Raw genomic sequence first — 23789 nt, forward strand, 5'->3', positions numbered from 1 at the left:
GCTTCAAATCGGCACCTTGCGAGGTGCCGTTTTTATTGTCAAAGCAACTATTCCGATTGAAAGGCCGTGCGGTGGAAATCCGCTGCGGCTTGGACTTCCGCAATGCCGCAGGTATCGGGCACCGGCACGGTGTTGCCCGCCAATACGGCAAGGACGGCTCTAGTGCCGTTGGCCAGTGACTCAAGGTTATAGCCGCCCTCTAATACAAACACCAAACGGCCATCGCAGTGTTGTTCGGCCAGTTGTTGCATGAATCCGGTCAGTGCGCCAAAACCTTCATAGGAAACGTTTAAGGCCAAATCGTGCCAGTGGGGGTCAAATCCTGCCGAGACTAAAATAATCTCGGGCTTAAACCACGCTGCGGCCGGGGCAAGAATATCGCGAAACGCCTTGAGGTACGCTTCGTCGCCAGCGCCAGCCGGTAACGGAACATTAATCGTGGTGCCTTCAGCTAAACCGGCGCCCACTTCTTCCAGATGGCCTGAGCCGGGATAGAAGGGTGCTGCGCGGTGAATATCGAAAAACATTACGTCCGGTTCTGCCCAGAAAATATCCTGGGTGCCGTTACCGTGATGGGCATCCCAATCAACAATCAGCACTCTTTCGCAACCCAGTGCGCTGCGCGCATGGGCTGCGGCGACTGCCACATTGTTGAATAAACAAAATCCGCGGGCGCGAACGGGCTCTGCGTGGTGTCCAGGCGGGCGCACAAGTGCAAAGGCGCTTTTAGCGCGCTTCTCCATTACGGCTTCTACTGCGGCAATGGCCGTTCCGGCGGCGACTTCGGCGGCATCTACGCTTCCCGGTGAGACCGCTGTGGTATCCACATCCAGCCAGGCATTTTTCCCGCGTAGGCTAAAAATATCGCTTAGATAGGAAGTGGTATGCACTCTGGCGAGTTGATCATGGGTGGCTGTTTTGCCACCTTCAATGTGTAGGCTCGCAATGGGCGCTTTCTCAAGCAGGTGCTGAATAGCTTTCAAGCGGCCGGGGTGCTCGGGGTATTTCCATGGCACAGGAAGCCCTGCAAGCAGATGTCGAATGCGCTTATCGATTCGTTGCGGTAGAAAGTCGGCGTCAATATTGGGCTCGTGAGCGAGCACCCGATCATCATAGAAAGCAATGACTTTATGCATAATGGCTACCTAATGTGCGTGCGATAGGTCACAGCAGTAAATTCCAGCAAGTTACTGCAGCCCTTTAATCGCACAATGGGCACGAAATGCTTATCTACAGTAAGGCAGGCTAGTCGAGGTTATACAATATCACTCTCAAACGATGCCGCTCTCAGACAATGCCACTCTCAACACTAAACGCTAGGGTCATGCTGAGCTCTTCTACCTGATCTGCAAATGAGGGCTGCCACTCGCCGCGTAAAATGAGCGGTGCCTGTACCCATCGCCAGCGTAAGCCAGTGGTGATGCTCTCTACTGCTCGTTGGGTGCCCGTGCCATCGTGCCCCGCGCGAATATAGAGCGCGCAGGGTAATCCCTGTTTCTTTTCAATGACAGGATAGTAGCTGCGATCAAAAAAATCCTTGAGCGCACCGCTCATATAGCCCAGGTTTTCCGTGGTGCCGAGCAGAATCGCATCGCAGGCAAGTACATCCTCTGGGCCTGCTTCCAGGGGCGCTTTTACCACGCAGTGCATCTGTTCAAGGTCGGGATGGCTAGCTCCCTGGAAGGCTGCATCGCGCAGTAGGCGCGTATTTGCCGAAGGGGCATGGGCAACAATTAATAGCTGTTTTTTGAACTCAGATGTCATGGCAGTAGCCTAAATCAGCAGTGAAAATGTAAAGGTTTGCGACTAGTACTGAAAATGCCACACTGCTTTAGTGACGTTAACTAGAGAGGCTATATGCCCAAGAATACCTCTATCAATGTCTTTTACGATGCGCAGTGCCCGCTGTGTCGTAAAGAGCGGCGTCGCTATGAGCGCTGGTCGGGGCGGCATGCCGCTGATATCGCGTGGCTTGATGTGAGTGAACATCATCAGGTGCTACAGCAAAAGGGCGTCGATCCCGACATGGCGCTGCGCTCTCTGCATATCGAAACGGCATCTGGGCAATTGGTGGAGGGGATCGATGCTTACCGTTTATTAATGAAGCGTATTCCCTTGTTGGCGCCGGCTGCCTGGATCATTGGTCTACCGGGCATTAAATCGGGCTTGCGGGCGCTTTATGATGCCTGGGTTAAGCGCCGCCTGAAGAAACAAGGCCGGTGGAGTTGTGAGACTAGGAGCGAAAGGCACATTAGATAAACCAAGGAGATAAAACATGACATTTGCACTTTCATCAATGCAGGTTACCAGCCCGGCGTTTGCTGACCATCAGGCGATCCCTGCCAAGCACACCGGGGAAGGTGAGGATGTTTCGCCAGCACTTGCTTGGCAAGACGCTCCCGAGGGAACCCAAGGGTTTGCAGTGATCTGTCATGACCCGGACGCGCCGTTGGTCAAAGACGGTAGCTATGGCTTTGTCCACTGGGTGCTCTATAACCTACCCGGCGATATTCAGGAATTAACTGAAAAGACGGCGGCGGGCACCGTCGGCGCAAATGATAAAGGTGGTACTGGCTATTGTGGCCCGATGCCGCCAGAAGGGCACGGCAAGCATCTTTATTATTTCTGGGTGCTGGCGCTGGATCATCAAACCTCGCTCCCTGAAGGGCTCACGCTGGCTGAACTGCTCAAAGAAGTAGAGCCTCACCTGCTGGGAATGAACCGTTTGGTGGGTACTTACCAGCGCGATTGATCTAGCCTTTGGCTGGACATTTTGCGTAACCCGTGTAGGCTCCATCGCTTTCTAACTGTGGTGATGGAGCCGTCTGATGAGTGACCTGCCTAACTGTCCTGCCTGTGCCTCTGAGTTTAGCTACGATGATGGTCTTCAATATGTCTGCCCAGAGTGCGGCCATGAGTGGTCAAAAGTGGCAGAAGAAGAGGGCGCTGATGACGCTTCAGGCGTGCGCGATGCCAACGGCAATATGCTAGCCGACGGTGATAGCGTAACGGTGATCAAGGACTTGAAGGTTAAGGGCAGTTCACTGGTGGTTAAAGTGGGCACTAAAGTGAAAAGCATTCGCTTAGTTGAAGGCGACCACGATATCGACTGTAAAATTGACGGTATCGGCCCGATGAAGCTTAAATCCGAATTTGTTAAGAAAGCCTAGCGTTAAAACCGATCATTAAAAAAATAGCCCCCTGGCGTTGGCCAGGGGGCTATTGATTTATCTAGCCTAACGTTTATTACGCAGTCGTATTAATCTGCGTACCTACGCTGCCGCTGGTAGCCAACTGTGGATCTAAAGCAACGCTATCCATCAGGGCGGTGATTTGCGCTGCCTGGCCGTCTAATGCCTCTTTAAAAACACCGAACTGAGCCTGTTGGATCGCTTGCGCCTGCCTCATATCCAGCGTTGCATTTACCATGTTGTTAACTGCTACATCCATAGTCTGCCTCCTACAAATATTGGGATGCCTCATACAGTAGGGGCATCTAATACGTTCTGACGCTATCAGAATCGGCTACTCAATGCAAAGCAGCAGATACAGAAGTAATAGCTTTTCTAAATGATAATGATTGTTGTTTTTGATGCTATCAGCGCCGAACGTGCCGATATTTTGCGTAAATTGCTATCCATTTTGCTCAGGGGCTTCACATCAAATTTATACAGGACTAAAATGGTACTCAATTGACGTGGCGACCATTTGATTTGCTGCGTACTGATGACATAAAGGGAGTCGACATGCTTAAGCTTTCTCGGCTGACAGACTATGCCGCGGTGGTCATGGCGCAAATTGCCCGCCATTCCCAGGCGTCGCATGCAGCGGCAGAGTTAGCAGAGGCCGTGCAGTTGCCCCATCCGACGGTGAGTAAAACGCTCAAAATGCTAGTGCGGGCAGGGCTGCTGGTTTCTCAGCGTGGCGCCCAAGGCGGTTACCGCCTGGCCCGGCCTGCATCGCAGATTACTGCCGCCGATATTATTGCGGCGATTGAAGGCCCCGTCGCCATGACCGAGTGCAGCCAAGCAGAAGGCGATTGTGAGCTTGTGGCTACCTGCGGTGTGGCAGACAACTGGCAGCGGGTTTCCTTGGCCATGCGTACTCTGCTAGAGAGCGTGACCCTGGCGCATCTGGCTGATACAGCGCCGATTAAGCTGCCAGTACAACTGCCTATTCAAACGATCAGCCTGTCGGCGGCGTCGGCCTAACGGCGGCGCGAGTACAGCAGGCCTAATTTATTATTTAAAGGCGATGACCTCGCCACCCAACTGCCCGGAGGGTATCACCATGGCAAGCGAAGAAATGGAACAGTTGGTTCGTCGCGAATACAAAGATGGCTTTGTAACCGATATTGAGAGCGACACCCTGCCACCTGGCCTGGATGAAAACACCATCGCCTTTATCTCCAAAAAGAAGGGCGAGCCGGAGTGGATGCTGGAGTGGCGTCTGGATGCCTACCGCCAGTGGCTGAAGATGGAAGCCCCTTCCTGGGCGCATCTCGACTATCCGCCGATTGATTACCAATCGATCTCCTATTTCAGTGCGCCGAAACGCCCGGAAGACCGCCCGCAAAGCCTGGATGAAGTGGATCCCAAACTGCTGGAAACCTATGAGAAACTGGGTATTCCGTTGCACGAACGCGCCGCGCTGGCAGGTGTTGCCGTCGATGCGGTGTTTGACTCCGTTTCGGTCGCCACCACCTTCAAAAAGCAGCTTGGCGAAGCAGGGGTTATTTTCTGCTCTATCTCTGAAGCTATCCGTGACTACCCAGAGCTGATCAAGCAGTATTTGGGCACCGTGGTTCCCGTGGCGGACAACTACTTTGCGGCGCTGAACTCAGCGGTGTTTACCGATGGCTCCTTTGTGTTTGTGCCAGAAGGCGTGACTTGCCCGATGGAGCTGTCTACGTACTTCCGCATTAACGCGGCCAACACTGGCCAGTTTGAGCGCACGCTGATTATTTGCGAAAGCCGTGCCCAGGTCTCTTACCTGGAAGGCTGTACGGCTCCAATGCGCGATGAGAACCAGCTGCACGCCGCGGTGGTCGAGCTTGTCGCTCTGGACGACGCCTATATCAAATACTCCACCGTGCAGAACTGGTACCCCGGTGATGAAAATGGCGTAGGCGGTATCTATAACTTCGTCACCAAGCGCGGTGACTGCCGTGGTGACCGTTCACGGATTAGCTGGACGCAGGTAGAAACCGGCTCGGCGATTACCTGGAAATACCCCTCCTGCGTACTGCGCGGCAAAGACAGCATAGGCGAGTTCTACTCTGTCGCGGTCACGAACGGCCGTCAGCAGGCCGATACCGGCACCAAAATGATTCACATCGGTGAAGGCACGCGTTCCTATATCGTGGCTAAAGGTATCTCAGCGGGCAGGAGTGACCAATCCTATCGCGGCCTGGTGAAAATTGGCCCGCGGGCCAAAGGGGCGCGTAACTTTACCCAGTGTGACTCTCTGCTGATTGGCGATAAGTGCGGCGCGCACACTTTTCCTTATCAGGAAATTGGCAATAGTACCGCGACCATTGAGCACGAAGCGACCACCTCGAAAATCGGTGAAGACCAGCTGTTCTACTGCCAGAGCCGCGGTATTTCTGAAGAAGACGCGGTCAGCATGATCGTTAACGGTTTCTGCAAGGATGTCTTCCAGGAACTGCCGATGGAGTTTGCCGTTGAAGCCGAAGCACTGCTCAACGTCACCCTGGAAGGCGCGGTAGGTTAATCGCTGGTTGTCCAGTTCACCCAATTTTATCAGTGTCGCCGTGGCGACTCGCCAGAATCAGAAGGTATTCAATATGTTGCAAGTGAAAGATTTACACGTCACCGTCGAAGGCAATGAAATCCTCAAAGGCCTCACCCTGACCATCAATGCGGGTGAAGTGCACGCCATCATGGGGCCGAACGGCGCGGGTAAATCGACGCTATCCGCGGTGATTGCCGGTAAAGATGGCTATGAAGTCACCCAGGGCACGGTTACCTTCGATGGCAAGGATGTGCTCGAAATGGAAATTGAAGAGCGCGCCCAGGCTGGCTTGCTGTTGGGTTTCCAGTACCCGGTCGAGATTCCAGGGGTTAAAAACATTTACCTGCTGAAGTCTGCGCTTAATGCCCAGCGCGTAGCCCGCGGCGAAGGCGAAATGCCGGCGCCAGAGTTTATGAAGCTGGTGAAAGAGAAGCTTGGTTACATGAAAATGGACGCTAGCTTCCTACAGCGTGCCGTGAACGAAGGCTTCTCTGGCGGTGAGAAAAAACGCAACGAGATCCTGCAAATGCTGGTGCTTCAGCCGAAGCTTGCCATGCTCGATGAGATCGATTCCGGCCTGGATATCGACGCCATGAAAGTGGTCGCCGATGGTGTCAACAGCCTGCGCGCTGAAGACCGCGCCATTCTACTGGTCACCCACTACCAGCGTCTGCTGGATTACATCGTGCCAGACCAGGTTCACGTCTTGGTCGATGGCCGTATTGTCAAAACCGGTGACGCTGAGCTGGCCAAACAGCTGGAAGCCAATGGGTACGAAGGTATCGAGGAGTCTGTGGCATGAGCGATACGCAAACCTTTTTAGACACGCTGAAGGCGCGCAGCTCGAACTACACAGCGGAACCGACCTGGATTGCTGCTCGTCGCCAGGCGGGTGCTGCACGTTTTGAGGCGCTGGGTTTTCCTACGCGTCGCGATGAAGAGTGGAAGTACACCGACGTACGTTCGATTGCCCAGGGCAACTTTGCGATAGCTGACAACGCTGAGTTCTCTCCGGCCACCGCTGCGGCGCTAACGCTGCCGATTGATGCCTACCGGCTGACCTTCGTGGATGGTGTTTTCTCATCGGCGCTCTCTGATTTGGATTCACTGCCGTCAAGCGTTCAGGTGTTACCGCTTTCCAAGGCGCTCGCAGAGAACCATGAAGCCGTGGGTGGCCCGCTTGGGCGCTTAACCGGGGTGGATTTTTCGCCCTTTGCTGCCTTAAACACGGCGTTTATGGAAGAGGGCGCAGTGGTTCGCATTGCACCGGGAACAGTGGTTGAGAAACCCATCCTGTTGCAGTTTTTGTCCCGTGCTGGTCAGCCGGTAATGTGCCACCCGCGGGTGCTAGTGGAAGCGGGAGGCCGCAGTGAGGCCACGCTGATCGAGCATTACACCGGCGAAAGCGAAGCGGCTAACTTCACCAATGTGGTTGGCGAGCTGATGCTTGACCGTGGCGCGATCCTGGCCCACTACAAGCTGCAAGAAGCGCCGCTGGGTGATTTGCACGTGGCGAGCATTCACGTAGAGCAGGGCCGCGATACGCGCTATACCTCCTATAACCTGAGCCTGGGCGGTGCGCTGGTGCGCAACGATCTGATCAGTGACTTGAACGGCCAGGGCGCTGAAACCAACTTCCTGGGTCTGTTCTTTGGTCAGGGTCGCCAACACGTCGACAACCATACCAAGGTCAACCACAATGCGCCGCTGACGTTCTCCAATGAGAACTACAAGGGCATTCTGGATGATCGCGCCCACGGGGTGTTTAACGGCAAGGTCTACGTCAAGCGCGATAGCCAGAAGATCGAAGGTTTTCAGAGTAACCAAAACCTACTGCTATCGGATCGTGCCCACATTGATGCCAAGCCTGAGCTTGAAATCTACGCCGATGACGTTAAGTGCTCACACGGCACGACTACAGGCCAGCTAGACGAAGAGGCGATTTATGCGCTGCGTACCCGCGGTATCGATGAAGCCACCGCTCGCGGTCTGCTAACGCTCGCTTTCGCTGGCGAGGTGTTGGACAAAGTCACCCTGGATGCGATTGCCGAGCGCGTTGAGTTAGCGGTCGCCGGTAAGCTGCCAGAGCGCTTCAACCTTGCCGGGCTTGTCGAAGCGGCGGTTTCACTTAACGACTAGCGCCACTACCCAATCAGGAGCGTCTGATGCCACATTCCGTTATTGAGCCAACGTCTAGCCCTTCTCAAACAGGCACTGTGCAAACAAGCCCTGCGCAAGCGACCTTTGATGTTATGCGCCTGCGCCAGGACTTTCCGGTGCTGGCCCGTGAGGTGCACGGCAAGCCGCTGATCTATTTAGATAATGCGGCCACTAGCCAAACGCCTCAGCAGGTGATTGACGTGTTTAGCGATTACTACTCGCGCTATAACGCCAATATTCACCGTGGGCTGCATACCCTCGCCGATGAGGCAACGGCGGCGTTTGAAGGTACGCGCCAACGGGTTAAAGGGTTCCTTAATGCGGAAGATGCACGCCAGATCATCTTTACCCGCGGCACCACGGAAGCGATTAACCTGGTTGTGAATAGCTGGGGACGTACAAACCTTGCGCCGGGCGATGAGGTGCTGATTTCGATGTTGGAGCACCACTCCAATATCGTGCCCTGGCAACTGTTGGCCGCCGAGATAGGCTTCACCATCAAGGTGATACCCGTTGAGGCTACCGGCGCACTGGATATGGCCGCTTACCGTGAGCTATTGAGTGAGCGCACCAAGCTGGTAGCGGTTAACCACGTCTCTAACGCTCTGGGTACCGTTAACCCGGTGCAAGAGATGGCAGCCCTTGCTCATCAGCAGGGTGCGCTGATTCTGATTGATGGTGCTCAGGCAGCACCTCACCAAGTGGTCGATGTGCAGGCAATCGATGCTGACTTCTATGCCTTCTCTGGCCACAAAGTGTATGGGCCGACAGGCGTTGGCGTGCTCTACGGCAAGCAGGCGCTGCTTGAAGCGATGCCGCCCTGGCAGGGGGGCGGGGAGATGATCAGCACGGTCTCCTTTGATGTGGGTACCACTTTTGCCGCTATTCCGCATAAGTTTGAAGCGGGCACGCCCGCTGTTGCGGAGGTCATTGCCCTGGGTCGAGCGCTTGAGTGGATGGAGAGCATTGGCATAGATGCCATCGGCGCCTGGGAAGGCCAACTGCTCGATCACGCTACCCAGGCGGTCGGTCAAATCGATGGTCTACGTATTTTAGGCACTGCGCCGGATAAAGCGGCCGTTCTTTCCTTTATTGTGGAAGGGGCGCATTCGCAAGATATCGGCCTGCTGATCGATCAGCTCGGCGTCGCTATTCGTACCGGCCACCATTGCGCACAGCCCTTGTTGCATCATTTTGGGGTCGACGCGACGTGCCGTGCTTCATTTGCGGCGTATAATACCCTCGATGAAGTGGATCGCTTTGTAGAAGCACTCCAACGTGTCATTGGTATGGTGCGTTAAGGTCGATTCTTTAGGAATCGTCATTTAAGGACAGTTATGGATCTTGAGCAAGTTGCCAGCCTCGAACGTGGCCAACAGTTACCGCTCCAGCGCGATGTGGAAGCCATTGCCATTCCGTTTGGCAGTACGGAAACACTGGCTGAAGATAGCGTTGTTAGCGTTATGCAGGCGAAAGGCAGTACGGTAAGCGTCGGTTTTGAGGGGCGCCTCTATTTGATTGAGGGGCAAAACCTGGATGCCCTGGGGCTTGAGTCGCTCCCGCGTCCTACGCTGCCCGAAACGGCTACCGAGGAAGAGATTGAGCAGTTCGTGTGGGATCAACTGCGCACCTGCTTTGACCCGGAGATACCGGTCAATATCGTTGACTTAGGGCTTGTCTACGGCTGCCGTATCGAGCGCCTTATCAGTGGTGAGCGTATGGTAACTATCCGCATGACGCTGACCGCCCCTGGGTGTGGGATGGGCGATGTAATCGCGGCGGATGCGCGCAATAAGATCCTCGGTGCGCCGCAGATCAGCAAGGTTCACACCGAAATAGTCTTCAGCCCGCCCTGGAGCCGTGACATGATGAGTGACGAGGCCAAGCTTGAACTCGGCATGTTCTAACCCCGGCTGGGGAGCTGGATGCATAACCTTTTGTTGAAATGGCTAAAGCGTTTATTAATGTCGCTAGGAGCACTGTCGCTGCTGGCGACATTGCTGTTTATAGGCGGCAATTTTTGGGTGCTCGCGACGACCGCCGCTTACATTGAGCGTCAGCCGCAGCAGTGTCGTCCAGCAGAGGTGGGGATTGTCTTCGGTACGTCTCACTGGACGCGTAGTGGGGTGAGAAACCCGCACTTCCATGCGCGCATGCGAACCGCTGCTACTTTAATTGAGCAGGCTCAGGTCGAGCATCTTTTGCTCTCTGGGGATAATCGTACCCAGGCGTATAACGAGCCGCGCGCAATGTGGCGCGAGCTGTATCGACGCGGTGTCGCGTCTGAACAGCTGACCATGGATTTTGCTGGTTTTAGCACCTACGACACGCTAGCGCGTGCCCGAGACGTTTTTCAGCTGGATAAAGCCCTGCTGATCACCCAGAGCTGGCATCTTCCCCGCGCGGTATTTATTGGTCGTGCGCTAGGTATCGATGTCACTGGCTGTGTGGCGGATGATCCTACCGTAGCAGTGGGGTGGCGTTTAAAGCTGCGCGAGTGGGCAGCACGCGTAGCCACCCTGGGTGATCTCTATGTATGGGGGAGGGAGCCCTATTTTCTCGGTACGCCTGAGCCCATCGAATTACCCAGGCGGACGCCCATAGACCTTATTCTGCCATCACTAAACGAGCGCTTTAGCCCTCCATAGCTCTTTTATTAGCCCTTGCCATAGATAGTTTCAAGCCCCTAGCAGCGTGTCTATAGGGCGTTAGCGGTGGGTTTTGCGCTTTTGCAGCGCATACAGCTCGCGGATAAGCTTACGGCACCCCTGCATGCACTCTTCTACCACCGGTTCAATCGGATCGGGTAACGGGTGGGTATACAGCGAGGAGAGCGCCTGCATTAATACACGCTCTTGCTCCAATAGCTCATTGATGAGTACTTGGCTATCGTTGCCGACAAAGCTTTTTAGACGGCTCCACAGCCATAAAAAATCATCGCGCTCAACGTCTGCATCCCGGGGCAGCATTTTTAAATGCGCACGGGCTAGATCCTGCAGCTGGCGCATCTGCTTGAGCCGCGCAGCATAATGCGGCTTTAAAGCGTCACGCAGCGACGGGCGCAGGCGTTCAATATTGTCTTGGAAATAATCAATGCTATCGGCCAGCGCTTCCAATACGCTGTCCATCGCCACTTGGCGATTATCGAGAAACATGAGCGTCTACCTCCTTCGGTGACGCAGATTGTGGGGGTGACAGCGACTATTTGCCACCCCCGAAACGGATTATTTTAATATTTTGCCTTAGCCTTTAGGCTTGGGCGGTGCTTTACGGGCTGGTGAAGCGTTTCTTTCAATGTGCTCAATGATCATTCCCGCAATATCTTTGCCGGTGGCGTTCTCAATGCCCTGCAAACCAGGCGAAGAGTTAACCTCCATAATCACCGGGCCGTGATTGGAGCGTAGCAAATCGACACCGGCAACGCGCAGGCCCATGGCTTTGGCTGCACGGATCGCCGTTGAACGTTCTTCAGGGGTGATGCGGATCACGGTGGCGGTGCCGCCGCGGTGTAGATTCGAGCGAAACTCACCGTCCGCCGCCTGGCGCTTCATTGAAGCCACCACTTTATCGCCAATCACGAAGCAGCGAATATCGGCGCCACGCGCCTCTTTGATGTACTCCTGCACCATGATATTGGCTTTCATGCCCATGAACGCTTGAATGACGGATTCAGCGGCCTGATTGGTTTCCGCCAATACCACACCAATCCCCTGGGTGCCTTCGAGCAGCTTAATGACCAGCGGCGCACCTTTGACCATGGTGATCAGGTCGGGAATGTCATCGGGGGAGTGGGCAAAGCCGGTAATTGGCAGCCCCAACCCCTTACGCGACAGCAGTTGCAGTGAGCGTAATTTATCCCGCGAACGGGTAATCGAGACGTTATCGTTGATAACGTAGGTGCCCATCATTTCAAACTGGCGCAGCACCGCACAGCCGTAAAAGGTGACCGATGAACCAATGCGCGGGATCACCGCATCGAAAGGCTCAATCTCTTGGCCTTTATAGTGGATCGAAGGGTGGTGCGAGGTAATGCTCATATAGCAACGCAGCGTGTCCACCACGCGGGCGGTATGCCCACGCTGCTCTGCGGCTTCAACCAGGCGGCGGGTAGAGTACAAATTGCGATTGCGTGACAGCAGAGCGATATGCATGTAGGAGACTCCGAGCTGAGATTGAAGCGACTAATAAGGGGTTAAGGCTCACCGTGCAAGAATGCGGCACCGGGGGCCACCAGGAGGCGGCGCATGGCACTACGGCCTAGTAGCATCGGGTGGCGCATATTGCTGCGGTCAGTAAGGGTCAGTTCAATGGGGAAATTCAAATCGCCCATCTGCATCGGGGTACGTATAACATAGCGCCACTCGCTATGACCGTTGGAACTGGTGACCCGGCGTCGATCATGCAGGTGCAAACGGAAGCGATGCGCTGGCGTGTCTGGCCCTCCGCTATGGGTGATAAAGCTAACCCACAGTTGACCATGGTCATCTTCATCGGTCTCTATCTCTTCTGCATGCAGTGCAGATGTTCGCGCGCCAGTGTCAGCTTTACAGCATAGGTGAAGCCCTAGTTCAGGTAGCGTCACCATCTCGCGGCGGCCAATGACCGCTTTGGCCTGATAGGGTAATTCCTTCACGGCTCACTCCTTGCAATTAAAAGTGACATCGGATCAAGCGTTCCTCTGTGACATCATCAGTGTCAAACGGCGTTGGGTTGCGGAGCCAGCAGGCGCATCCCGCAGTGCCATCATGACCGGTAAGCGTAGTCGTGGTATTAACGCAATATCACGCACTACGGCGGCAAAATCGCTACGCTCATCTTCTGCTAAGCGTTGCAGAAAAAGTGGCAGGCGCTGCGCGTCTTCAAGATAGCCCCAGCCGCGCCCGGCTATTGCCGCGAGCACATCCGGCCCACAGGCCGCTGAGTTGTTAAGTAAGGCCGTGTACCAATTACCCACCTCTGATGCATCCGTATTGCCCACTGCGCGCAGACAGGCACACAGCGTTTCGATGTCGCCCGCTTGTGCAGCGGCTTCGCCACGACGCTGCATTGCCGCGACTAACGCCTGTGGCAATGGCTGGTGCTCTAAACAGTAGCACAAGGAGTGGATAACGGCGGTAGGCAGTTCAGGCAACCGCTGCGCGAGCGATTCAGCGTCAAGTGTTTCCATTCTCACGACGTAATCGGCAATCCCTTGTAACCCCAATGCCTGCCAATCGATCGCTTGCTGGCCGCTCAAGTAGGCATCAACCGGCTCAAAATGCTGGCTGGCGGGCAGCCCACGCGCATGGGTGGCGCGTGCATTGAGCATGGCTTGGAAGGTGACGTTAGGCGTGAAGGCGAGGGGATTATCCTTCATTAAGTGATCCACGTCCGCTGTTTCTTCACGACCCACGTTAGAAACCGCGCGCCCCAGTGTTTCCAGCAGCCGGTTTAAAAACGCATCGCGCTGGGCGGGGGCAATCATTCCCTGCTCGTCCAGTGGCAAGGCTAAGAACCAAATAGCCGGTTCGGGCATATCGCCAAGGCGAAACACAATGGCTAAGCGCGCTTGGCCTTGCCAGGGTTCTGGCCAGGCCATTTCGCCACCTTCAAAGGCGGCAAGTGACTCCCGCGGGCAGGAGACGACATGGCGCCCCATATGGTAAAGGGAAACCTCGCCACCGCTGCGGGTAAAAAACTCATCAAGGGTTTGAATTGGTTGCATGACATCCTTCCGCGTTGCAAGCCTGCACTCTACCTTGCTGATGTGACACTGTCAGCCGCAGAGACTGATAAAACATGGTGTTAATGACAGTGCCTTAAGGCATTAGCATTAATGACAATGCGGTTAAAAATTAATCAACTGTGCGAAAGCCCCATGAGAGCAAGCGTTGCGACACCTTTCCATAGTTTATCCACAGGCTCGTGCAGGTTTTCTGTGAGTCTATGGATAACTTCCCGCAAGCGTAGATAGGTGGCAAGGCACTCGCTGAGTGGGGATAATGGGCAGACGACACACTTTTCATTTTCCGAGGTAGTGACACACGTCTTTATGAGTACTTATCAACCGCTGCAGACAGCACTTCTAGAGCTTGAGGCGTCGATGAAAGCCGCCGATCTATGGCGCATGCCAACACCCGATGCAGAGGCGTTTGCCAGCCAGCAGCCATTTTGCATCGACACGATGTCGCTGCCTCAATGGGTACGCTTTGTGTTTATTGCCCGCTTGAACGCTTTGATGGATGCCCGTGCAGCCATGCCCGCAAAGTGCGAGGTGGCTCCCGCCGTGGCGGCCTATTTACAGCAGGAGAAAACACCCACCCACCACCAGCTGCTCATCGTGCGGGCGGTAGAGAAGGTCGACCAGATCGTCACTGAAAGCGCTTAAAGCGGCATGCTACTAAACGCACAAAGCCCACCGTGAGGCAGGCTTTGTGGATAACATCCGCTAGCGGTTTTGCAAGTGGCTTAGAAGCGGTAACTGAGGCCTGCCATGACCACGAGAGAATCGATCTCAACGGTACCTGCCGCCGCACCGTTAACGCTCGCATCGGTATCGATATCGATGTACCAAGCAGCGGCGTTCAGCGCCCAATGGTCATCAACTAATAGATCAACACCTACCTGGCCTGCCGCTCCCCAGGAGTCATCCAGGTCTAAATCACCAATCGTCAGCTCCTCATCGGAGAAAAAGGTGTAGTTAATACCGGCGCCGACATAGGGCTGTACGCGTGACTGAGTGCCGCCCAGCGGGTAGTACTGCAGTGTTAGGGTCGGCGGCAGGTGCTTGGTTGAGGCAATGTTATCGCCGTTTAAATGGATGTCGTGTTCAAACGGCAGCGCCGCCAGTAGTTCCACGCCGACTTTATCGTGGAAGCGATAGCCCAAGGTGAACGCGAAATCGGTTTTATCCTGTACATCCACTGATAGCGCACCGTTGGCCAGTGAGCCGTTGTCGCTGGTGGGGGCGACTTTGGCCACACCCACGCGGGTGAAGAAATCGCCAGCGCCGTAGGCGAATGCCTGGCTGCTGGTCATCATTGCCGCAGCGGCAACAGTGGTGACGAATAATGTAGGCAGGGCGGCTTTACGCATGGGATCACTCCAGGTGTTAACGCAGATAGTAAGATTAGACGGCTTTCCGATAGCCGCTTAACGATGAAACCAGTGTAACGAGACCCAGGGAGTGGATTATTGATCCAGGGCAAGAGTTATTAGACATGGGGGGGTTAGGGGGAGGGGCGGCTGGAGAGACCTAATTCAGAAGCGGGCTGCTAGCCATTTGGCTTGCCCATTTGTATGGATGCATGCGCAGTGATATGAAGTATTTTTAGTCTGTAATGCGTGTTTTTCTGATACGCTCAGCAAGAGGTATGATCAAATATTGCCAGAATATTGTTTATAAAAATAAATTAAAACAGCGAGTTGTAAAACATCTGCTCGTGTTTATAGGCAATGCGAAAAGATGGTCAGGAATGAGCATGCGCATTTTTCTAGCGAGCATTTGAATGGGAGTTGGTAATTTGCCCATTACTATTAACACATTGGAGTTTTTTTATGGTGTTACGCTTTCTAGGAAAATACGTATGCGCAGAAATAAACTGCTATGCAATACGAGGCAAGAAATGAAGAAAGGAGTGTTGACATTTTTCTGCGGGAAAATGGGGGCAGGGAAAACTACAAAGTCTCTTGAAGTTTCCCAAGAACGAAACGCCGTACTGCTTTCAGAAGACGAGTGGCTTGCGTCGGTTTATCCCGATAGCATTAAGACACTGGAAGATTACGTAAAATATGCTGGACGGCTCAAGCCTCAAATGAAGAAGCTGGCTCAGTCGATCTTGGCGTCAGGCACTAATGTGGTAATGGACTTTCCTGCAAATACGATTCCGCAACGAAAATGGCTTAGAAGTGTCTTTTCAGAGATTCAGGCTCCCCATGAGCTAATTTACATTGACCAGCCAAATGATACCTGCTTAGAGCAGATAGCCAAAAGGCGTGCAGAACAACCGCAGAGAGCGGCAACGGATACTGAAGAGATGTTTGAGCAGATTACAAAGTACTTTGTTGCGCCCACACCTGATGAAGGGTTTAACATAACTGTAATTTCGGCAAATGGATAATAGCCGCAGGTACAGCGACTGCTTGTACGTTGCGGCTGCGCCTTTATTACAAAGCCGCGCACGTTGCAGCGTTATGTCATTTTGGTGAATTATGAAACTTGATTTGTTCGTACTACGGTGCAGCGATTTGCGGGCCAGCAAGCAGTTCTATGAGCAGCTCGGTTTCAGCTTCGTGGAAGAGCAGCATGGCTGTGGGCCAGTGCATTACTCGTCAGAAAATGCGGGGTTTGTATTCGAGTTGTATCCATTGGTTAGCAGCGAATCAGTAGACAACACGCGACTAGGATTTTCAGTGGAAGGTCTGGGCAATATCATCCCTGACTTAGAATTAGTGGACCAGTATAAGTTTGGCGGAAAGCATGTTTATGTCGTCCAAGATCCTGATGGCAGAAAGGTTGAGCTTAGTGAGCAGAAACCATAACAAGCGGCATCACGGTGAGCGCTTTTCCGCTGCTCCAAAGCGCAGCTTGTACCGGGAGTTATAGCGTCATTGCTACCGTTTGAGATCGTGGTAGAAATTTTCGTGTGAGCCCAAGACCATCAGTTCAAGGACAAGAGCACCATCATCAAAACTGTAGCCGAGCAGAGTCAGTTGCTCGTTCATTTTGAACTGATGGACTCTAGCGCAAACGCTAAGAAGCTTGTTGCCGCCTGAAACAGCCCATTTAGGCCGTGCACCGGATGCCAACCCCTTCGCTGCGTTTGCCCACGCTGATGACTGTCTTGAGCTGCTTTAAAGAGGAATAATTGCAATGAGCAACAGTATTGAAAACTCAGACCAGTTGGCTGAGGCCAACCAAAAAATTGTTTCAGAAGGTCAGGTTCTTCCTTCTGTTCGACTTAAAGATGGTAGCAAGGTACAGACGGGCACTGTCGCAACCATGCTCCACAACATTAATCTATACAATTCAGGCGAGCGCGGGCAAGTAGAGAAAGAGCTTGAGCTGGCGGTGCCGACACTGATCAAGGTAGGACTGTTTGAACTATTTGCGCCTGATGATTGGATAAACGGCTCTAATCCTGGGCGTCGTTTCGTAGGCGAGCTTGCAAAAGGCTACTTGTCAGAAGCAAGAGGCTAAAGCAATGTACGCAACAAGCTTGGGATTACGGCGTTACGTGGAGAGAAGGCGTTGAACCATAGCGAACACTCGTCTTGTAGAGAAAAGCTCGTTGAGCATCTTTTCATTGGCGAACTGCTAAAGCTTTCCTGGAAGGAATTTGGCTGCACGCTAGAGGTGGCGAGTCCAGAAGTTGATAACGCTGGCTATGATCTAATAGCGGAAGATAATGGGGTCGTGAGGCATATACAGCTTAAAGCTTCATACGTTGGCGGCAAAACAGCCAGCCAGAAAGTTCATACGAGGCTTTCTGAAAAGCCTTCTGGGTGTGTTATTTGGATTTATTTCAACGAAGATACCTTGGAGCTGGGGCCATTCCTCTTCTTTGGCTCTCTTCCAGGCGAGAAATTGCCTAGCCTTGACGGGCTTAAGTTTGCAAAACATACCAAGGGCGACCAGGGCGGATTTAAAGCCGAACGCCCTAATATAAGGGTTTTGCCAAAAGGTTGGTTTAAAAATTTCAGTTCTATCGATGAGGTCTATGAGGCCTTATTTGGGGCAACATGTTACAAGGCCGCTACCACGAAACCGGGAGAAAAGGCTCAATGAGTATCAGGGCCATACACGCGAAAGACGTATTCTGACGATGTTATGCACAACGTTCGTCTTGACGTACGTACCCAAAGGCGTACATTGTTAGAAAATTGAATGAGCAAGAGGGCGTCATGACCGGAATCACAGCAACTGAGGCGCGCAGCAATCTTTATCGGTTGATCGACGAAACTGCCGAGTCTCACCAGCCCATCGTCATCATGGGCAAGCGGAACAAAGCTGTCTTGGTATCCGAGGAAGACTGGTCGGCGATTCAGGAAACACTTTACCTGCTCTCCGTGCCAGGTATGCGGGAGTCTATTCGTGAGGGGATGAATACCCCCCTAGATGAATGCGATGAGGAGCTGGACTGGTGACATGGAAGTTGGTTTACACCAAACAAGCCCAAAAAGATGCGAAGAAACTGGCCTCCAGCGGCCTCAAGCCAAAAGCCCAGGATTTACTGGTACTGATTGCAGAAGACCCCTACCGTAAGCCGCCTCCGTTTGAGAAGCTTATTGGTGATCTTGCTGGCGCCTACTCACGCCGGATCAATATCCAGCATCGCCTAGTCTACCAAGTGCTTGAGGACGAGCGAGTGGTGAAAGTTCTTCGGCTCTGGAGCCACTACGAATAATGCATCACTAGCTGCTATTACCGGAAAACTCGTTCGTTAGATAAAAAAAGCCGCTAACGAGTAGTGGCTAACTATTGATTCCTGGGACAGTCTGGGAGGAGGGCGAGCGAGCTCAATGAGTCGCTCACCTCCTAGGCACCGATCCCTAAGCGCCTACCATTTAGCGCCGACCTATTCAGCCGTTGCCAGCAGGCTGGCGTTGCCACCCGCCGCGGTTGTGTCTATGCACAGATGGCGTTCCACCACGTAGCGATCCGGCGAGATGGTCTGGGTCTCGAGCGATACGATGGCACCGTCGCGCTTGGCCAGCGCCATCCGCAGTTCACGAGTCCAGTCGCTGGCGCCAGCGGCGGCGACCGCTGCAATGCCTTTGACTTCGCTCAGTGTCTCGGCCGAGACGCTTCCATCAAGCCCAGCCACCGGTGCGCCGGCATCGGTCAGCGGCTTCACGGCTTGCTCGGCACCTGGTGTGACTACGACAGCGGCACAGCCCGCGCCTAGGGCCTGCGCTGCTTGAGCAATGGCGATATCCAGCGTCGGCCCTAGGCACAGAACCACTCCCTTCGGATACATGGCCAGGCGGTTGCTTTCACCTGTCGGTCCCGGCAGTGTCTGTGGCGTCATGTCCAACGCTGCCGTTTCGGCAAGTGCCTTGCGGATCACGCCGCCTTTGCCGGAGAGCGCCTTGCGCAGTACCTCGATGCGATTGGGTCGTACCGCCCAGTTACGCGCATCCAGCCCGTCGATGGCCGATTGGAGATCGCCGAGTGATACGGTTTTTCCCTCCGGCGTCTCGTGGCGCTCGGCGTCAGCGGTGCGGCGGAAGCGATTGACGTAGAGCGGGCCGCCAGCCTTGGGCCCGGTACCTGAGAGGCCCTCGCCGCCGAACGGCTGAGAGCCAACGATAGCGCCGATCTGGTTACGGTTGACGTAGACGTTGCCGACATGGATGCGCTCGACGATCTGCTGCACGCGGTCGTCGATGCGGGTATGCAGGCCGAAGGTCAGCCCGTAGCCCTTGCCATTGATGTCGTCGACGACCTTGTCGATATCCCGCGCCTTGAAGGTGGCCACGTGCAGCACCGGGCCGAAGATTTCACGTTCGAGATCTTCAATGCCTCCAACCTCGATCACCGCCGGGGTGACAAAGGTACCGGTGTCCGGCGCGGACAGCTTCTTCAGCACTTTGCCAGCTTTCTCATTCGACGCCACGTAGTCGCTGATTTCCTGTTGGGCATCGACGTCGATCACTGGCGAGACGTCGGTATCGGTATTCCAGGGGTCGCCAATGGTGAGCGCGTCCATGGCGCCATAGAGCATGTTGAGCAACCGGTCGCGGGCCTCTTCCTGGACATACAGCATGCGCAGCGCCGAACAACGCTGGCCAGCCGACTGGAAGGAGGAGATCAGGATATCGCGTACCGCCTGCTCGGTCAGCGCCGTGGAGTCCACGATCATGGAGTTCAGACCACCGGTCTCGGCGATCAGTACGGCGTCGGGGCCTGCGTTGTCCGCCAGAGCCTTGTGGATGATCTGTGCTACCGGGGTCGAGCCGGTGAAGCAGACGCCAGCGATACGTGGATCGCTGGTTAGCGGGCCGCCCACCGTTGGGCCGTCGCCAGGAAGCAACTGTAGTGCCGCTTCCGGTAGGCCAGCCTCACGCATCAGCTCGACGGCGCGGGCGGCGATCAGGGGCGTCTGCTCGGCGGGCTTGGCGAGCACCGCGTTGCCAGCAACCAAGGCGGCAGCGATCTGGCCGGTGGTGATGGCCAGGGGAAAGTTCCACGGGCTGATGCAGACGAAGATGCCGCGGGCGCTGCCGGGCTCTTCCGCTTCCAGCCGCTCGCCCTCGTTGGCGTAATAACGCAGGAAATCCACCGCTTCGCGCACTTCGGCAATACCATCGAACATCATCTTGCCCGCTTCGCGGGTGGCGATCACGGTCAGCTCGGCAATGTGTTCCTCGTAGAGGTCGGCGGTGCGTCGGAGTACCGCGGCGCGTTCGGCGGCCGGGCGCGCCGACCACTCTTTGAAGCCTTGCTCGGCGGCGTCGAGGGCAGTGGCGACCTCTTCCGGGGTGGCTTCATGCACCTTGCCGATCACCCGAGAGCCGTCGGCGGGGGAGACGGCATCGCGCGCCGGGCCCTGGGGAGCGGGGCTGCCCACCAGCATGGGGCCTGCGGTCCAGGTGGCGTCGGCAAATGCTTCGCGGGCATTGAGCAGCGGCAAAATCGAAGCGGGTTCGTTGATGCGGTAGCCCTTGGAATTCTTGCGGTCGGGCTCAAACAGCTCGCTGGGCTGGCGGATCAACGGGCTTGAAACGTCGTTGCCGAGTTGCTTAAACCCTTCAATGGGATCTTTTGAGACCTCGCTGGGCGGAATCGAGCTATCCACCACCTGGTTGACGAACGAGGAGTTTGCGCCGTTCTCCAGCAGGCGGCGTACCAGATAGGCCAGCAGGTCGCGGTGCGCGCCGACCGGGGCGTAGATGCGACAGTGCGTGCCCTCTGACTCTTTAACGATGTGGTGCAGCGATTCGCCCATGCCATGCAGGCGCTGGAACTCGTAGCTGTCCTTATCGTCGCCCGCCATCTCCGCTACAGCGGCACAGGTATGAGCATTGTGGGTAGCGAACTGAGGATAAATACGGTCGCGCCGGTCGAGCAGCATTTGCGCGCAGGCCATGTAGCTGACATCGGTGTTGACCTTGCGGGTGAAGACCGGGAAGGTCTTCACCCCCATCTCCTGGGAGAGCTTGATCTCGGTATCCCAGTAGGCGCCCTTAACCAGCCGCACCATAATCTTGCGGTTAAACCGCTCGGCCAGCTCGTAGAGTGTCTCTATCATCGGCGCGGCGCGGCGCCCGTAGGCTTGCACGACCACCCCGAAGCCGTCCCATCCATCAAGACTGGGGTCGGCCATTAGAGCCTCAATCACGTCGAGGGAGAGATCCAACCGATCCTGTTCTTCGGCATCGATATTGAAACCGATATTGGCCTTGGCTGCCTGCTGCACTAGTTCCTTGGCGCGCGGTACCAGTTCTGCCATCACCGTGTCGCGGTGGGTGTATTCATAGCGCGGGTGCAGCGCCGAGAGCTTTACTGAGATGCCGGGGCTTCCGCGCACGTCGCCCTTGGCCTGCTCGGCAATCGCGGTGATCGCCTCTGAATAAGCTTGGTGATAGCGGACGGCATCTTCGTCGGTGCGTGCCGCTTCACCCAGCATATCGTAGGAGTAGGTATAGCCCTGTTTCTCCAGTTCGCGGGCATTCTTCATGCCTTCTTCGATGGTCTGGCCAAGCACGAACTGGCGGCCGAGAATCTTCATCGACTGGCCAACCGCCTTGCGTACCACCGGCTCGCCCATCCGGCGCACCAGGCCGCGCAGCGCTCGGGTCGGGCCCTTGGGGTCTTCTTCCAGCACCTTACCGGTCAGCAGCAGTGCCCAGGTAGAGGCATTGACCATTGATGACGAGGACTTACCCAGGTGGGCGCCCCAGTCGGAGGGCTCGATCTTGTCGTGGATCAGGTCGTCGATGGTTTCTGCATCGGGCACGCGCAGTAGCGCTTCTGCCAGACACATCAGGCCAACGCCCTCAGTGGTCGAGAGCCCGTACTCGGCAAGGAACGCCTCCATCATCGAGGGCGACCTTTCCTTGCGCACACGCTCCACGTAGTTGGCGCCAACGGCGGCGACCTTCTTGCGGTCATCCTCCGACAGCTTGATACGCTCGACCAGCCCGTGCAGCACATCTGCCTCGTTGGCGTCGTAGTTGGTGCGAATGCGTGAGCGTAGATCACTCACGTCGCTATGCAGATGGTCGTTCATACAGGGTCTCTCCTTGCTAGCCGACACTAAGGCGTTGCTGCGTCGGTTAGGGTGTAGTCATACTTTTTGCAGTCAACACGAAATAACTAACCTAAAGAGGGCTCCCGCGGGAGCCCTCTTGATACGCTCAATGTGGCTGAGCGCTTACTTGCGTTCGATATGCTGATATTCACCGGCATCGTCAGTCGCATTGCTGACTACGATGATGGCGATGAAGGACGCGATGAAGCCAGGAATAATCTCGTACACGCCAGGACCACCCAGGAATTCACCGTTCCAGCCCAGTGAGATCCAGATCATAACGGTGAGAGCACCCACGACCATGCCTGCGATGGCGCCATTGCCATTGGTGCGTGACCACATCAACGACAAGATAATCAACGGGCCAAACGCGGCGCCGAAGCCTGCCCAAGCGTTACTGACCAGCCCCAGAACCTGGGAGTTTTCGTCAGAGGCAATAACCGCTGCCACAATGCCCACAAGTACTACACAGACACGGCCTACGGCGACACACTGCGCTTCCGTTGCGTTCTTGTGCAGGAACAGGCGATAGAAGTCTTCGGTTAGTGACGAAGAGGCCACCAGAAGCTGGCTTGAAACGGTGCTCATAACCGCTGCAAGCAACGCCGCATAGAGGAAGCCGGTAATCAACGGATGGAACAGTAGGTCTGCCAGGATGATAAAGATCGTTTCTGGATCTTGGACATCAATACCGTTGCGGATCGCATAGGCCCGGCCGAAGATGCCCAAAGAAACGGCACCAATCAGCGAGATGAGCATCCAGCCCATGCCAATGTTGCGGGCAATGGGCACATCCTTGAGTGTGCGGATCGCCATGAAGCGCACAATGATGTGCGGCTGACCGAAATAACCCAGGCCCCAGGTCACAGCCGACAGCCACCCGATGAAGGTCAGCCCCGACGTCCAGGAAAGCAGGGTGGGATCGACTTCATTCAGGGTCTGTGTTGCCTGCGATAAGCCGCCGCCACCTTCGCCAAACAGCACCACCGCTGGCATGATCACCAACGCTAGCATCATGATGCAGCCTTGCACGAAGTCCGTCATGCTCACTGCCAGGAAGCCGCCGACAACCGTATAAATAAGCACCACGCCCAGGGTGATCATGACCCCCATGGCGTAGTTGCTCATATCGCCGAAGTTGTAAATGCCAGTAAACGCGCTTTCAAACAGCTTGCCGCCTGCCACTAGGCCTGACGCGGTATAGACTGCGAAAAAGATCACGATGACGACAGCGGAGACTGTCCGCAGTGACATTGACCGCGTTGGGAAGCGGTTTGCCAGGAAAGCCGGAATGGTGATCGCGTTGCCGTAGTGAACCGTCTGTTCACGTAGACGAGGGGCGACTAGAATCCAGTTGAATAACGCCCCCACGAGCAAACCAATACCGATCCACGCCGAGCCTAAACCCGAGACGAACATTGCACCGGGCAAGCCCAGCAGCAACCAGCCGCTCATATCTGACGCACCGGCCGACAGGGCCGCTACTTTTGGGCTGAGGGTACGACCACCCAGCATGTAATCTTCAGAGGAAGAGGTGGATTTGCGCATCGCATAAATACCGATGGCAACCATTAGCGCAAAGTACGCAATGAGACTGATCCAAACACCTATAGCCATGTAACTTCTCCAATTATTCAGGAC

The 23789-nt window shown here is 55.2% G+C and carries 27 protein-coding genes and 1 pseudogene; 17 read left to right on the forward strand and 11 right to left on the reverse strand.

Features of this window, described 5'->3' with window-relative positions:
* Positions 1-47: 47 nt before the first annotated feature.
* On the reverse strand, positions 48-1136 hold the full coding sequence (locus tag AC4EYZ_RS21835; protein WP_474192488.1) for a histone deacetylase family protein: 1089 nt from the start codon (positions 1134-1136) through the stop codon (positions 48-50).
* A 151-nt stretch (positions 1137-1287) separates the two neighbouring features.
* Positions 1288-1764 carry a flavodoxin family protein gene (locus tag AC4EYZ_RS21840; RefSeq protein ID WP_088700481.1) on the reverse strand — a complete coding sequence of 159 codons (477 nt, stop codon included), beginning with the start codon at positions 1762-1764 and terminating at the stop codon, positions 1288-1290.
* Between the two features lie 93 nt (positions 1765-1857).
* Between AC4EYZ_RS21840 and AC4EYZ_RS21845 the strand changes: the two genes are divergently transcribed.
* The 3 genes from AC4EYZ_RS21845 to AC4EYZ_RS21855 all read left to right on the forward strand — a co-directional run bounded on the left by AC4EYZ_RS21845 (position 1858) and on the right by AC4EYZ_RS21855 (position 3170).
* Positions 1858-2259, forward strand: coding sequence for a thiol-disulfide oxidoreductase DCC family protein (locus tag AC4EYZ_RS21845; RefSeq protein ID WP_474192487.1), 402 nt, complete (start codon positions 1858-1860; stop codon positions 2257-2259).
* A 16-nt stretch (positions 2260-2275) separates the two neighbouring features.
* Positions 2276-2752, forward strand: coding sequence for a YbhB/YbcL family Raf kinase inhibitor-like protein (locus tag AC4EYZ_RS21850; protein WP_041158650.1), 477 nt, complete (start codon positions 2276-2278; stop codon positions 2750-2752).
* 76 nt (positions 2753-2828) lie between these two features.
* Complete coding sequence (locus tag AC4EYZ_RS21855; protein WP_022522972.1) at positions 2829-3170, forward strand: zinc ribbon domain-containing protein YjdM; 342 nt, start codon at positions 2829-2831, stop codon at positions 3168-3170.
* A 76-nt stretch (positions 3171-3246) separates the two neighbouring features.
* On the opposite strand, the gene AC4EYZ_RS21860 is transcribed toward AC4EYZ_RS21855, so the two are convergent.
* Positions 3247-3450 (reverse strand): putative motility protein, encoded by a 204-nt coding sequence (locus AC4EYZ_RS21860; protein WP_022522973.1) that lies wholly within the window; start codon positions 3448-3450, stop codon positions 3247-3249.
* A gap of 296 nt (positions 3451-3746) precedes the next feature.
* Between AC4EYZ_RS21860 and AC4EYZ_RS21865 the strand changes: the two genes are divergently transcribed.
* From AC4EYZ_RS21865 to AC4EYZ_RS21895, 7 genes are all read left to right on the forward strand, one after another.
* Positions 3747-4211 (forward strand): SUF system Fe-S cluster assembly regulator, encoded by a 465-nt coding sequence (locus AC4EYZ_RS21865; protein WP_022522974.1) that lies wholly within the window; start codon positions 3747-3749, stop codon positions 4209-4211.
* 79 nt (positions 4212-4290) lie between these two features.
* On the forward strand, positions 4291-5733 hold the full coding sequence (gene sufB / locus AC4EYZ_RS21870) for a Fe-S cluster assembly protein SufB (RefSeq protein ID WP_022522975.1): 1443 nt from the start codon (positions 4291-4293) through the stop codon (positions 5731-5733).
* Between the two features lie 73 nt (positions 5734-5806).
* Positions 5807-6556 carry a Fe-S cluster assembly ATPase SufC gene (sufC, locus tag AC4EYZ_RS21875; RefSeq protein ID WP_027958666.1) on the forward strand — a complete coding sequence of 250 codons (750 nt, stop codon included), beginning with the start codon at positions 5807-5809 and terminating at the stop codon, positions 6554-6556.
* Positions 6553-7893, forward strand: a complete 1341-nt coding sequence (sufD, locus tag AC4EYZ_RS21880; RefSeq protein ID WP_400674569.1) for a Fe-S cluster assembly protein SufD — start codon at positions 6553-6555, stop codon at positions 7891-7893. The genes sufC and sufD overlap by 4 nt, the downstream gene beginning before the upstream one ends.
* A gap of 26 nt (positions 7894-7919) precedes the next feature.
* Positions 7920-9215, forward strand: coding sequence for a cysteine desulfurase (locus AC4EYZ_RS21885; RefSeq protein WP_474192470.1), 1296 nt, complete (start codon positions 7920-7922; stop codon positions 9213-9215).
* Positions 9216-9251: 36 nt separating this feature from the next.
* Positions 9252-9821, forward strand: coding sequence for a putative Fe-S cluster assembly protein SufT (gene sufT, locus AC4EYZ_RS21890; protein ID WP_009287114.1), 570 nt, complete (start codon positions 9252-9254; stop codon positions 9819-9821).
* 18 nt (positions 9822-9839) lie between these two features.
* Positions 9840-10562 (forward strand): SanA/YdcF family protein, encoded by a 723-nt coding sequence (locus tag AC4EYZ_RS21895; RefSeq protein ID WP_009287113.1) that lies wholly within the window; start codon positions 9840-9842, stop codon positions 10560-10562.
* Between the two features lie 60 nt (positions 10563-10622).
* On the opposite strand, the gene AC4EYZ_RS21900 is transcribed toward AC4EYZ_RS21895, so the two are convergent.
* From AC4EYZ_RS21900 to AC4EYZ_RS21915, 4 genes are all read right to left on the reverse strand, one after another.
* Positions 10623-11069, reverse strand: a complete 447-nt coding sequence (locus tag AC4EYZ_RS21900; protein WP_009287112.1) for a hypothetical protein — start codon at positions 11067-11069, stop codon at positions 10623-10625.
* An 87-nt stretch (positions 11070-11156) separates the two neighbouring features.
* On the reverse strand, positions 11157-12065 hold the full coding sequence (gene rimK / locus AC4EYZ_RS21905) for a 30S ribosomal protein S6--L-glutamate ligase (RefSeq protein ID WP_009287111.1): 909 nt from the start codon (positions 12063-12065) through the stop codon (positions 11157-11159).
* 41 nt (positions 12066-12106) lie between these two features.
* Positions 12107-12547: an ATP-dependent zinc protease family protein gene (locus tag AC4EYZ_RS21910; protein WP_009287110.1), complete on the reverse strand. Its 441-nt coding sequence runs from the start codon at positions 12545-12547 to the stop codon at positions 12107-12109.
* A gap of 33 nt (positions 12548-12580) precedes the next feature.
* On the reverse strand, positions 12581-13618 hold the full coding sequence (locus tag AC4EYZ_RS21915) for a DUF3549 family protein (protein ID WP_474192469.1): 1038 nt from the start codon (positions 13616-13618) through the stop codon (positions 12581-12583).
* Between the two features lie 327 nt (positions 13619-13945).
* On the opposite strand from AC4EYZ_RS21915, the gene AC4EYZ_RS21920 reads away from it, so the two are divergent.
* Entirely contained in the window at positions 13946-14281 is a 336-nt protein-coding gene (locus tag AC4EYZ_RS21920) for a YqcC family protein (protein ID WP_474192468.1), read from the forward strand.
* A gap of 80 nt (positions 14282-14361) precedes the next feature.
* On the opposite strand, the gene AC4EYZ_RS21925 is transcribed toward AC4EYZ_RS21920, so the two are convergent.
* Entirely contained in the window at positions 14362-14988 is a 627-nt protein-coding gene (locus tag AC4EYZ_RS21925) for an OmpW/AlkL family protein (protein WP_474192467.1), read from the reverse strand.
* A 530-nt stretch (positions 14989-15518) separates the two neighbouring features.
* Between AC4EYZ_RS21925 and AC4EYZ_RS21930 the strand changes: the two genes are divergently transcribed.
* Together AC4EYZ_RS21930 and AC4EYZ_RS21935 are read left to right on the forward strand one after the other, a co-directional pair.
* On the forward strand, positions 15519-16013 hold the full coding sequence (locus AC4EYZ_RS21930) for a P-loop nucleotide/nucleoside kinase family protein (protein WP_039859235.1): 495 nt from the start codon (positions 15519-15521) through the stop codon (positions 16011-16013).
* Between the two features lie 91 nt (positions 16014-16104).
* Positions 16105-16434 (forward strand): VOC family protein, encoded by a 330-nt coding sequence (locus AC4EYZ_RS21935; RefSeq protein ID WP_035538312.1) that lies wholly within the window; start codon positions 16105-16107, stop codon positions 16432-16434.
* 72 nt (positions 16435-16506) lie between these two features.
* Here the strand turns inward: AC4EYZ_RS21935 and AC4EYZ_RS21940 are convergent.
* Positions 16507-16635, reverse strand: a pseudogene (locus tag AC4EYZ_RS21940) (type II toxin-antitoxin system RelE/ParE family toxin); the annotation flags it as partial.
* A 130-nt stretch (positions 16636-16765) separates the two neighbouring features.
* Here AC4EYZ_RS21940 and AC4EYZ_RS21945 point away from each other — a divergent pair.
* The 4 genes from AC4EYZ_RS21945 to AC4EYZ_RS21960 all read left to right on the forward strand — a co-directional run bounded on the left by AC4EYZ_RS21945 (position 16766) and on the right by AC4EYZ_RS21960 (position 18299).
* Entirely contained in the window at positions 16766-17092 is a 327-nt protein-coding gene (locus tag AC4EYZ_RS21945; RefSeq protein ID WP_027958672.1) for a DUF7709 family protein, read from the forward strand.
* A 51-nt stretch (positions 17093-17143) separates the two neighbouring features.
* A complete protein-coding gene (locus AC4EYZ_RS21950) occupies positions 17144-17680 on the forward strand; it encodes a PDDEXK-like family protein (RefSeq protein WP_474193111.1) in 537 nt (178 codons plus the stop codon).
* Positions 17681-17796: 116 nt separating this feature from the next.
* Complete coding sequence (locus AC4EYZ_RS21955) at positions 17797-18039, forward strand: type II toxin-antitoxin system Phd/YefM family antitoxin (RefSeq protein WP_027958673.1); 243 nt, start codon at positions 17797-17799, stop codon at positions 18037-18039.
* Positions 18036-18299 (forward strand): Txe/YoeB family addiction module toxin, encoded by a 264-nt coding sequence (locus AC4EYZ_RS21960; RefSeq protein ID WP_039859212.1) that lies wholly within the window; start codon positions 18036-18038, stop codon positions 18297-18299. The genes AC4EYZ_RS21955 and AC4EYZ_RS21960 overlap by 4 nt, the downstream gene beginning before the upstream one ends.
* A gap of 171 nt (positions 18300-18470) precedes the next feature.
* Here AC4EYZ_RS21960 and putA read toward each other — a convergent pair whose 3' ends face one another.
* Both putA and putP read right to left on the reverse strand, forming a co-directional pair.
* Positions 18471-22127: a bifunctional proline dehydrogenase/L-glutamate gamma-semialdehyde dehydrogenase PutA gene (gene putA, locus AC4EYZ_RS21965; RefSeq protein WP_051051988.1), complete on the reverse strand. Its 3657-nt coding sequence runs from the start codon at positions 22125-22127 to the stop codon at positions 18471-18473.
* A gap of 144 nt (positions 22128-22271) precedes the next feature.
* Positions 22272-23765, reverse strand: a complete 1494-nt coding sequence (putP, locus tag AC4EYZ_RS21970) for a sodium/proline symporter PutP (protein ID WP_009287104.1) — start codon at positions 23763-23765, stop codon at positions 22272-22274.
* Positions 23766-23789: the final 24 nt, after the last annotated feature.

It is taken from the genome of Vreelandella sp. 162(4c) (genome assembly GCF_058152265.1).

What these genes read in the sequence shown, in the direction of transcription:
- AC4EYZ_RS21835 (WP_474192488.1), bottom strand. Translation starts at nt 1,136, where the DNA reads ATGCATAAAGTCATTGCTTTCTATGATGATCGGGTGCTCGCTCACGAG.
- AC4EYZ_RS21840 (WP_088700481.1), bottom strand. Translation starts at nt 1,764, where the DNA reads ATGACATCTGAGTTCAAAAAACAGCTATTAATTGTTGCCCATGCCCCT.
- AC4EYZ_RS21845 (WP_474192487.1), top strand. Translation starts at nt 1,858, where the DNA reads ATGCCCAAGAATACCTCTATCAATGTCTTTTACGATGCGCAGTGCCCG.
- AC4EYZ_RS21850 (WP_041158650.1), top strand. Translation starts at nt 2,276, where the DNA reads ATGACATTTGCACTTTCATCAATGCAGGTTACCAGCCCGGCGTTTGCT.
- AC4EYZ_RS21855 (WP_022522972.1), top strand. Translation starts at nt 2,829, where the DNA reads ATGAGTGACCTGCCTAACTGTCCTGCCTGTGCCTCTGAGTTTAGCTAC.
- AC4EYZ_RS21860 (WP_022522973.1), bottom strand. Translation starts at nt 3,450, where the DNA reads ATGGATGTAGCAGTTAACAACATGGTAAATGCAACGCTGGATATGAGG.
- AC4EYZ_RS21865 (WP_022522974.1), top strand. Translation starts at nt 3,747, where the DNA reads ATGCTTAAGCTTTCTCGGCTGACAGACTATGCCGCGGTGGTCATGGCG.
- sufB (WP_022522975.1), top strand. Translation starts at nt 4,291, where the DNA reads ATGGCAAGCGAAGAAATGGAACAGTTGGTTCGTCGCGAATACAAAGAT.
- sufC (WP_027958666.1), top strand. Translation starts at nt 5,807, where the DNA reads ATGTTGCAAGTGAAAGATTTACACGTCACCGTCGAAGGCAATGAAATC.
- sufD (WP_400674569.1), top strand. Translation starts at nt 6,553, where the DNA reads ATGAGCGATACGCAAACCTTTTTAGACACGCTGAAGGCGCGCAGCTCG.
- AC4EYZ_RS21885 (WP_474192470.1), top strand. Translation starts at nt 7,920, where the DNA reads ATGCCACATTCCGTTATTGAGCCAACGTCTAGCCCTTCTCAAACAGGC.
- sufT (WP_009287114.1), top strand. Translation starts at nt 9,252, where the DNA reads ATGGATCTTGAGCAAGTTGCCAGCCTCGAACGTGGCCAACAGTTACCG.
- AC4EYZ_RS21895 (WP_009287113.1), top strand. Translation starts at nt 9,840, where the DNA reads ATGCATAACCTTTTGTTGAAATGGCTAAAGCGTTTATTAATGTCGCTA.
- AC4EYZ_RS21900 (WP_009287112.1), bottom strand. Translation starts at nt 11,069, where the DNA reads ATGTTTCTCGATAATCGCCAAGTGGCGATGGACAGCGTATTGGAAGCG.
- rimK (WP_009287111.1), bottom strand. Translation starts at nt 12,065, where the DNA reads ATGCATATCGCTCTGCTGTCACGCAATCGCAATTTGTACTCTACCCGC.
- AC4EYZ_RS21915 (WP_474192469.1), bottom strand. Translation starts at nt 13,618, where the DNA reads ATGCAACCAATTCAAACCCTTGATGAGTTTTTTACCCGCAGCGGTGGC.
- AC4EYZ_RS21920 (WP_474192468.1), top strand. Translation starts at nt 13,946, where the DNA reads ATGAGTACTTATCAACCGCTGCAGACAGCACTTCTAGAGCTTGAGGCG.
- AC4EYZ_RS21925 (WP_474192467.1), bottom strand. Translation starts at nt 14,988, where the DNA reads ATGCGTAAAGCCGCCCTGCCTACATTATTCGTCACCACTGTTGCCGCT.
- AC4EYZ_RS21930 (WP_039859235.1), top strand. Translation starts at nt 15,519, where the DNA reads ATGAAGAAAGGAGTGTTGACATTTTTCTGCGGGAAAATGGGGGCAGGG.
- AC4EYZ_RS21935 (WP_035538312.1), top strand. Translation starts at nt 16,105, where the DNA reads ATGAAACTTGATTTGTTCGTACTACGGTGCAGCGATTTGCGGGCCAGC.
- AC4EYZ_RS21945 (WP_027958672.1), top strand. Translation starts at nt 16,766, where the DNA reads ATGAGCAACAGTATTGAAAACTCAGACCAGTTGGCTGAGGCCAACCAA.
- AC4EYZ_RS21955 (WP_027958673.1), top strand. Translation starts at nt 17,797, where the DNA reads ATGACCGGAATCACAGCAACTGAGGCGCGCAGCAATCTTTATCGGTTG.
- putA (WP_051051988.1), bottom strand. Translation starts at nt 22,127, where the DNA reads ATGAACGACCATCTGCATAGCGACGTGAGTGATCTACGCTCACGCATT.
- putP (WP_009287104.1), bottom strand. Translation starts at nt 23,765, where the DNA reads ATGGCTATAGGTGTTTGGATCAGTCTCATTGCGTACTTTGCGCTAATG.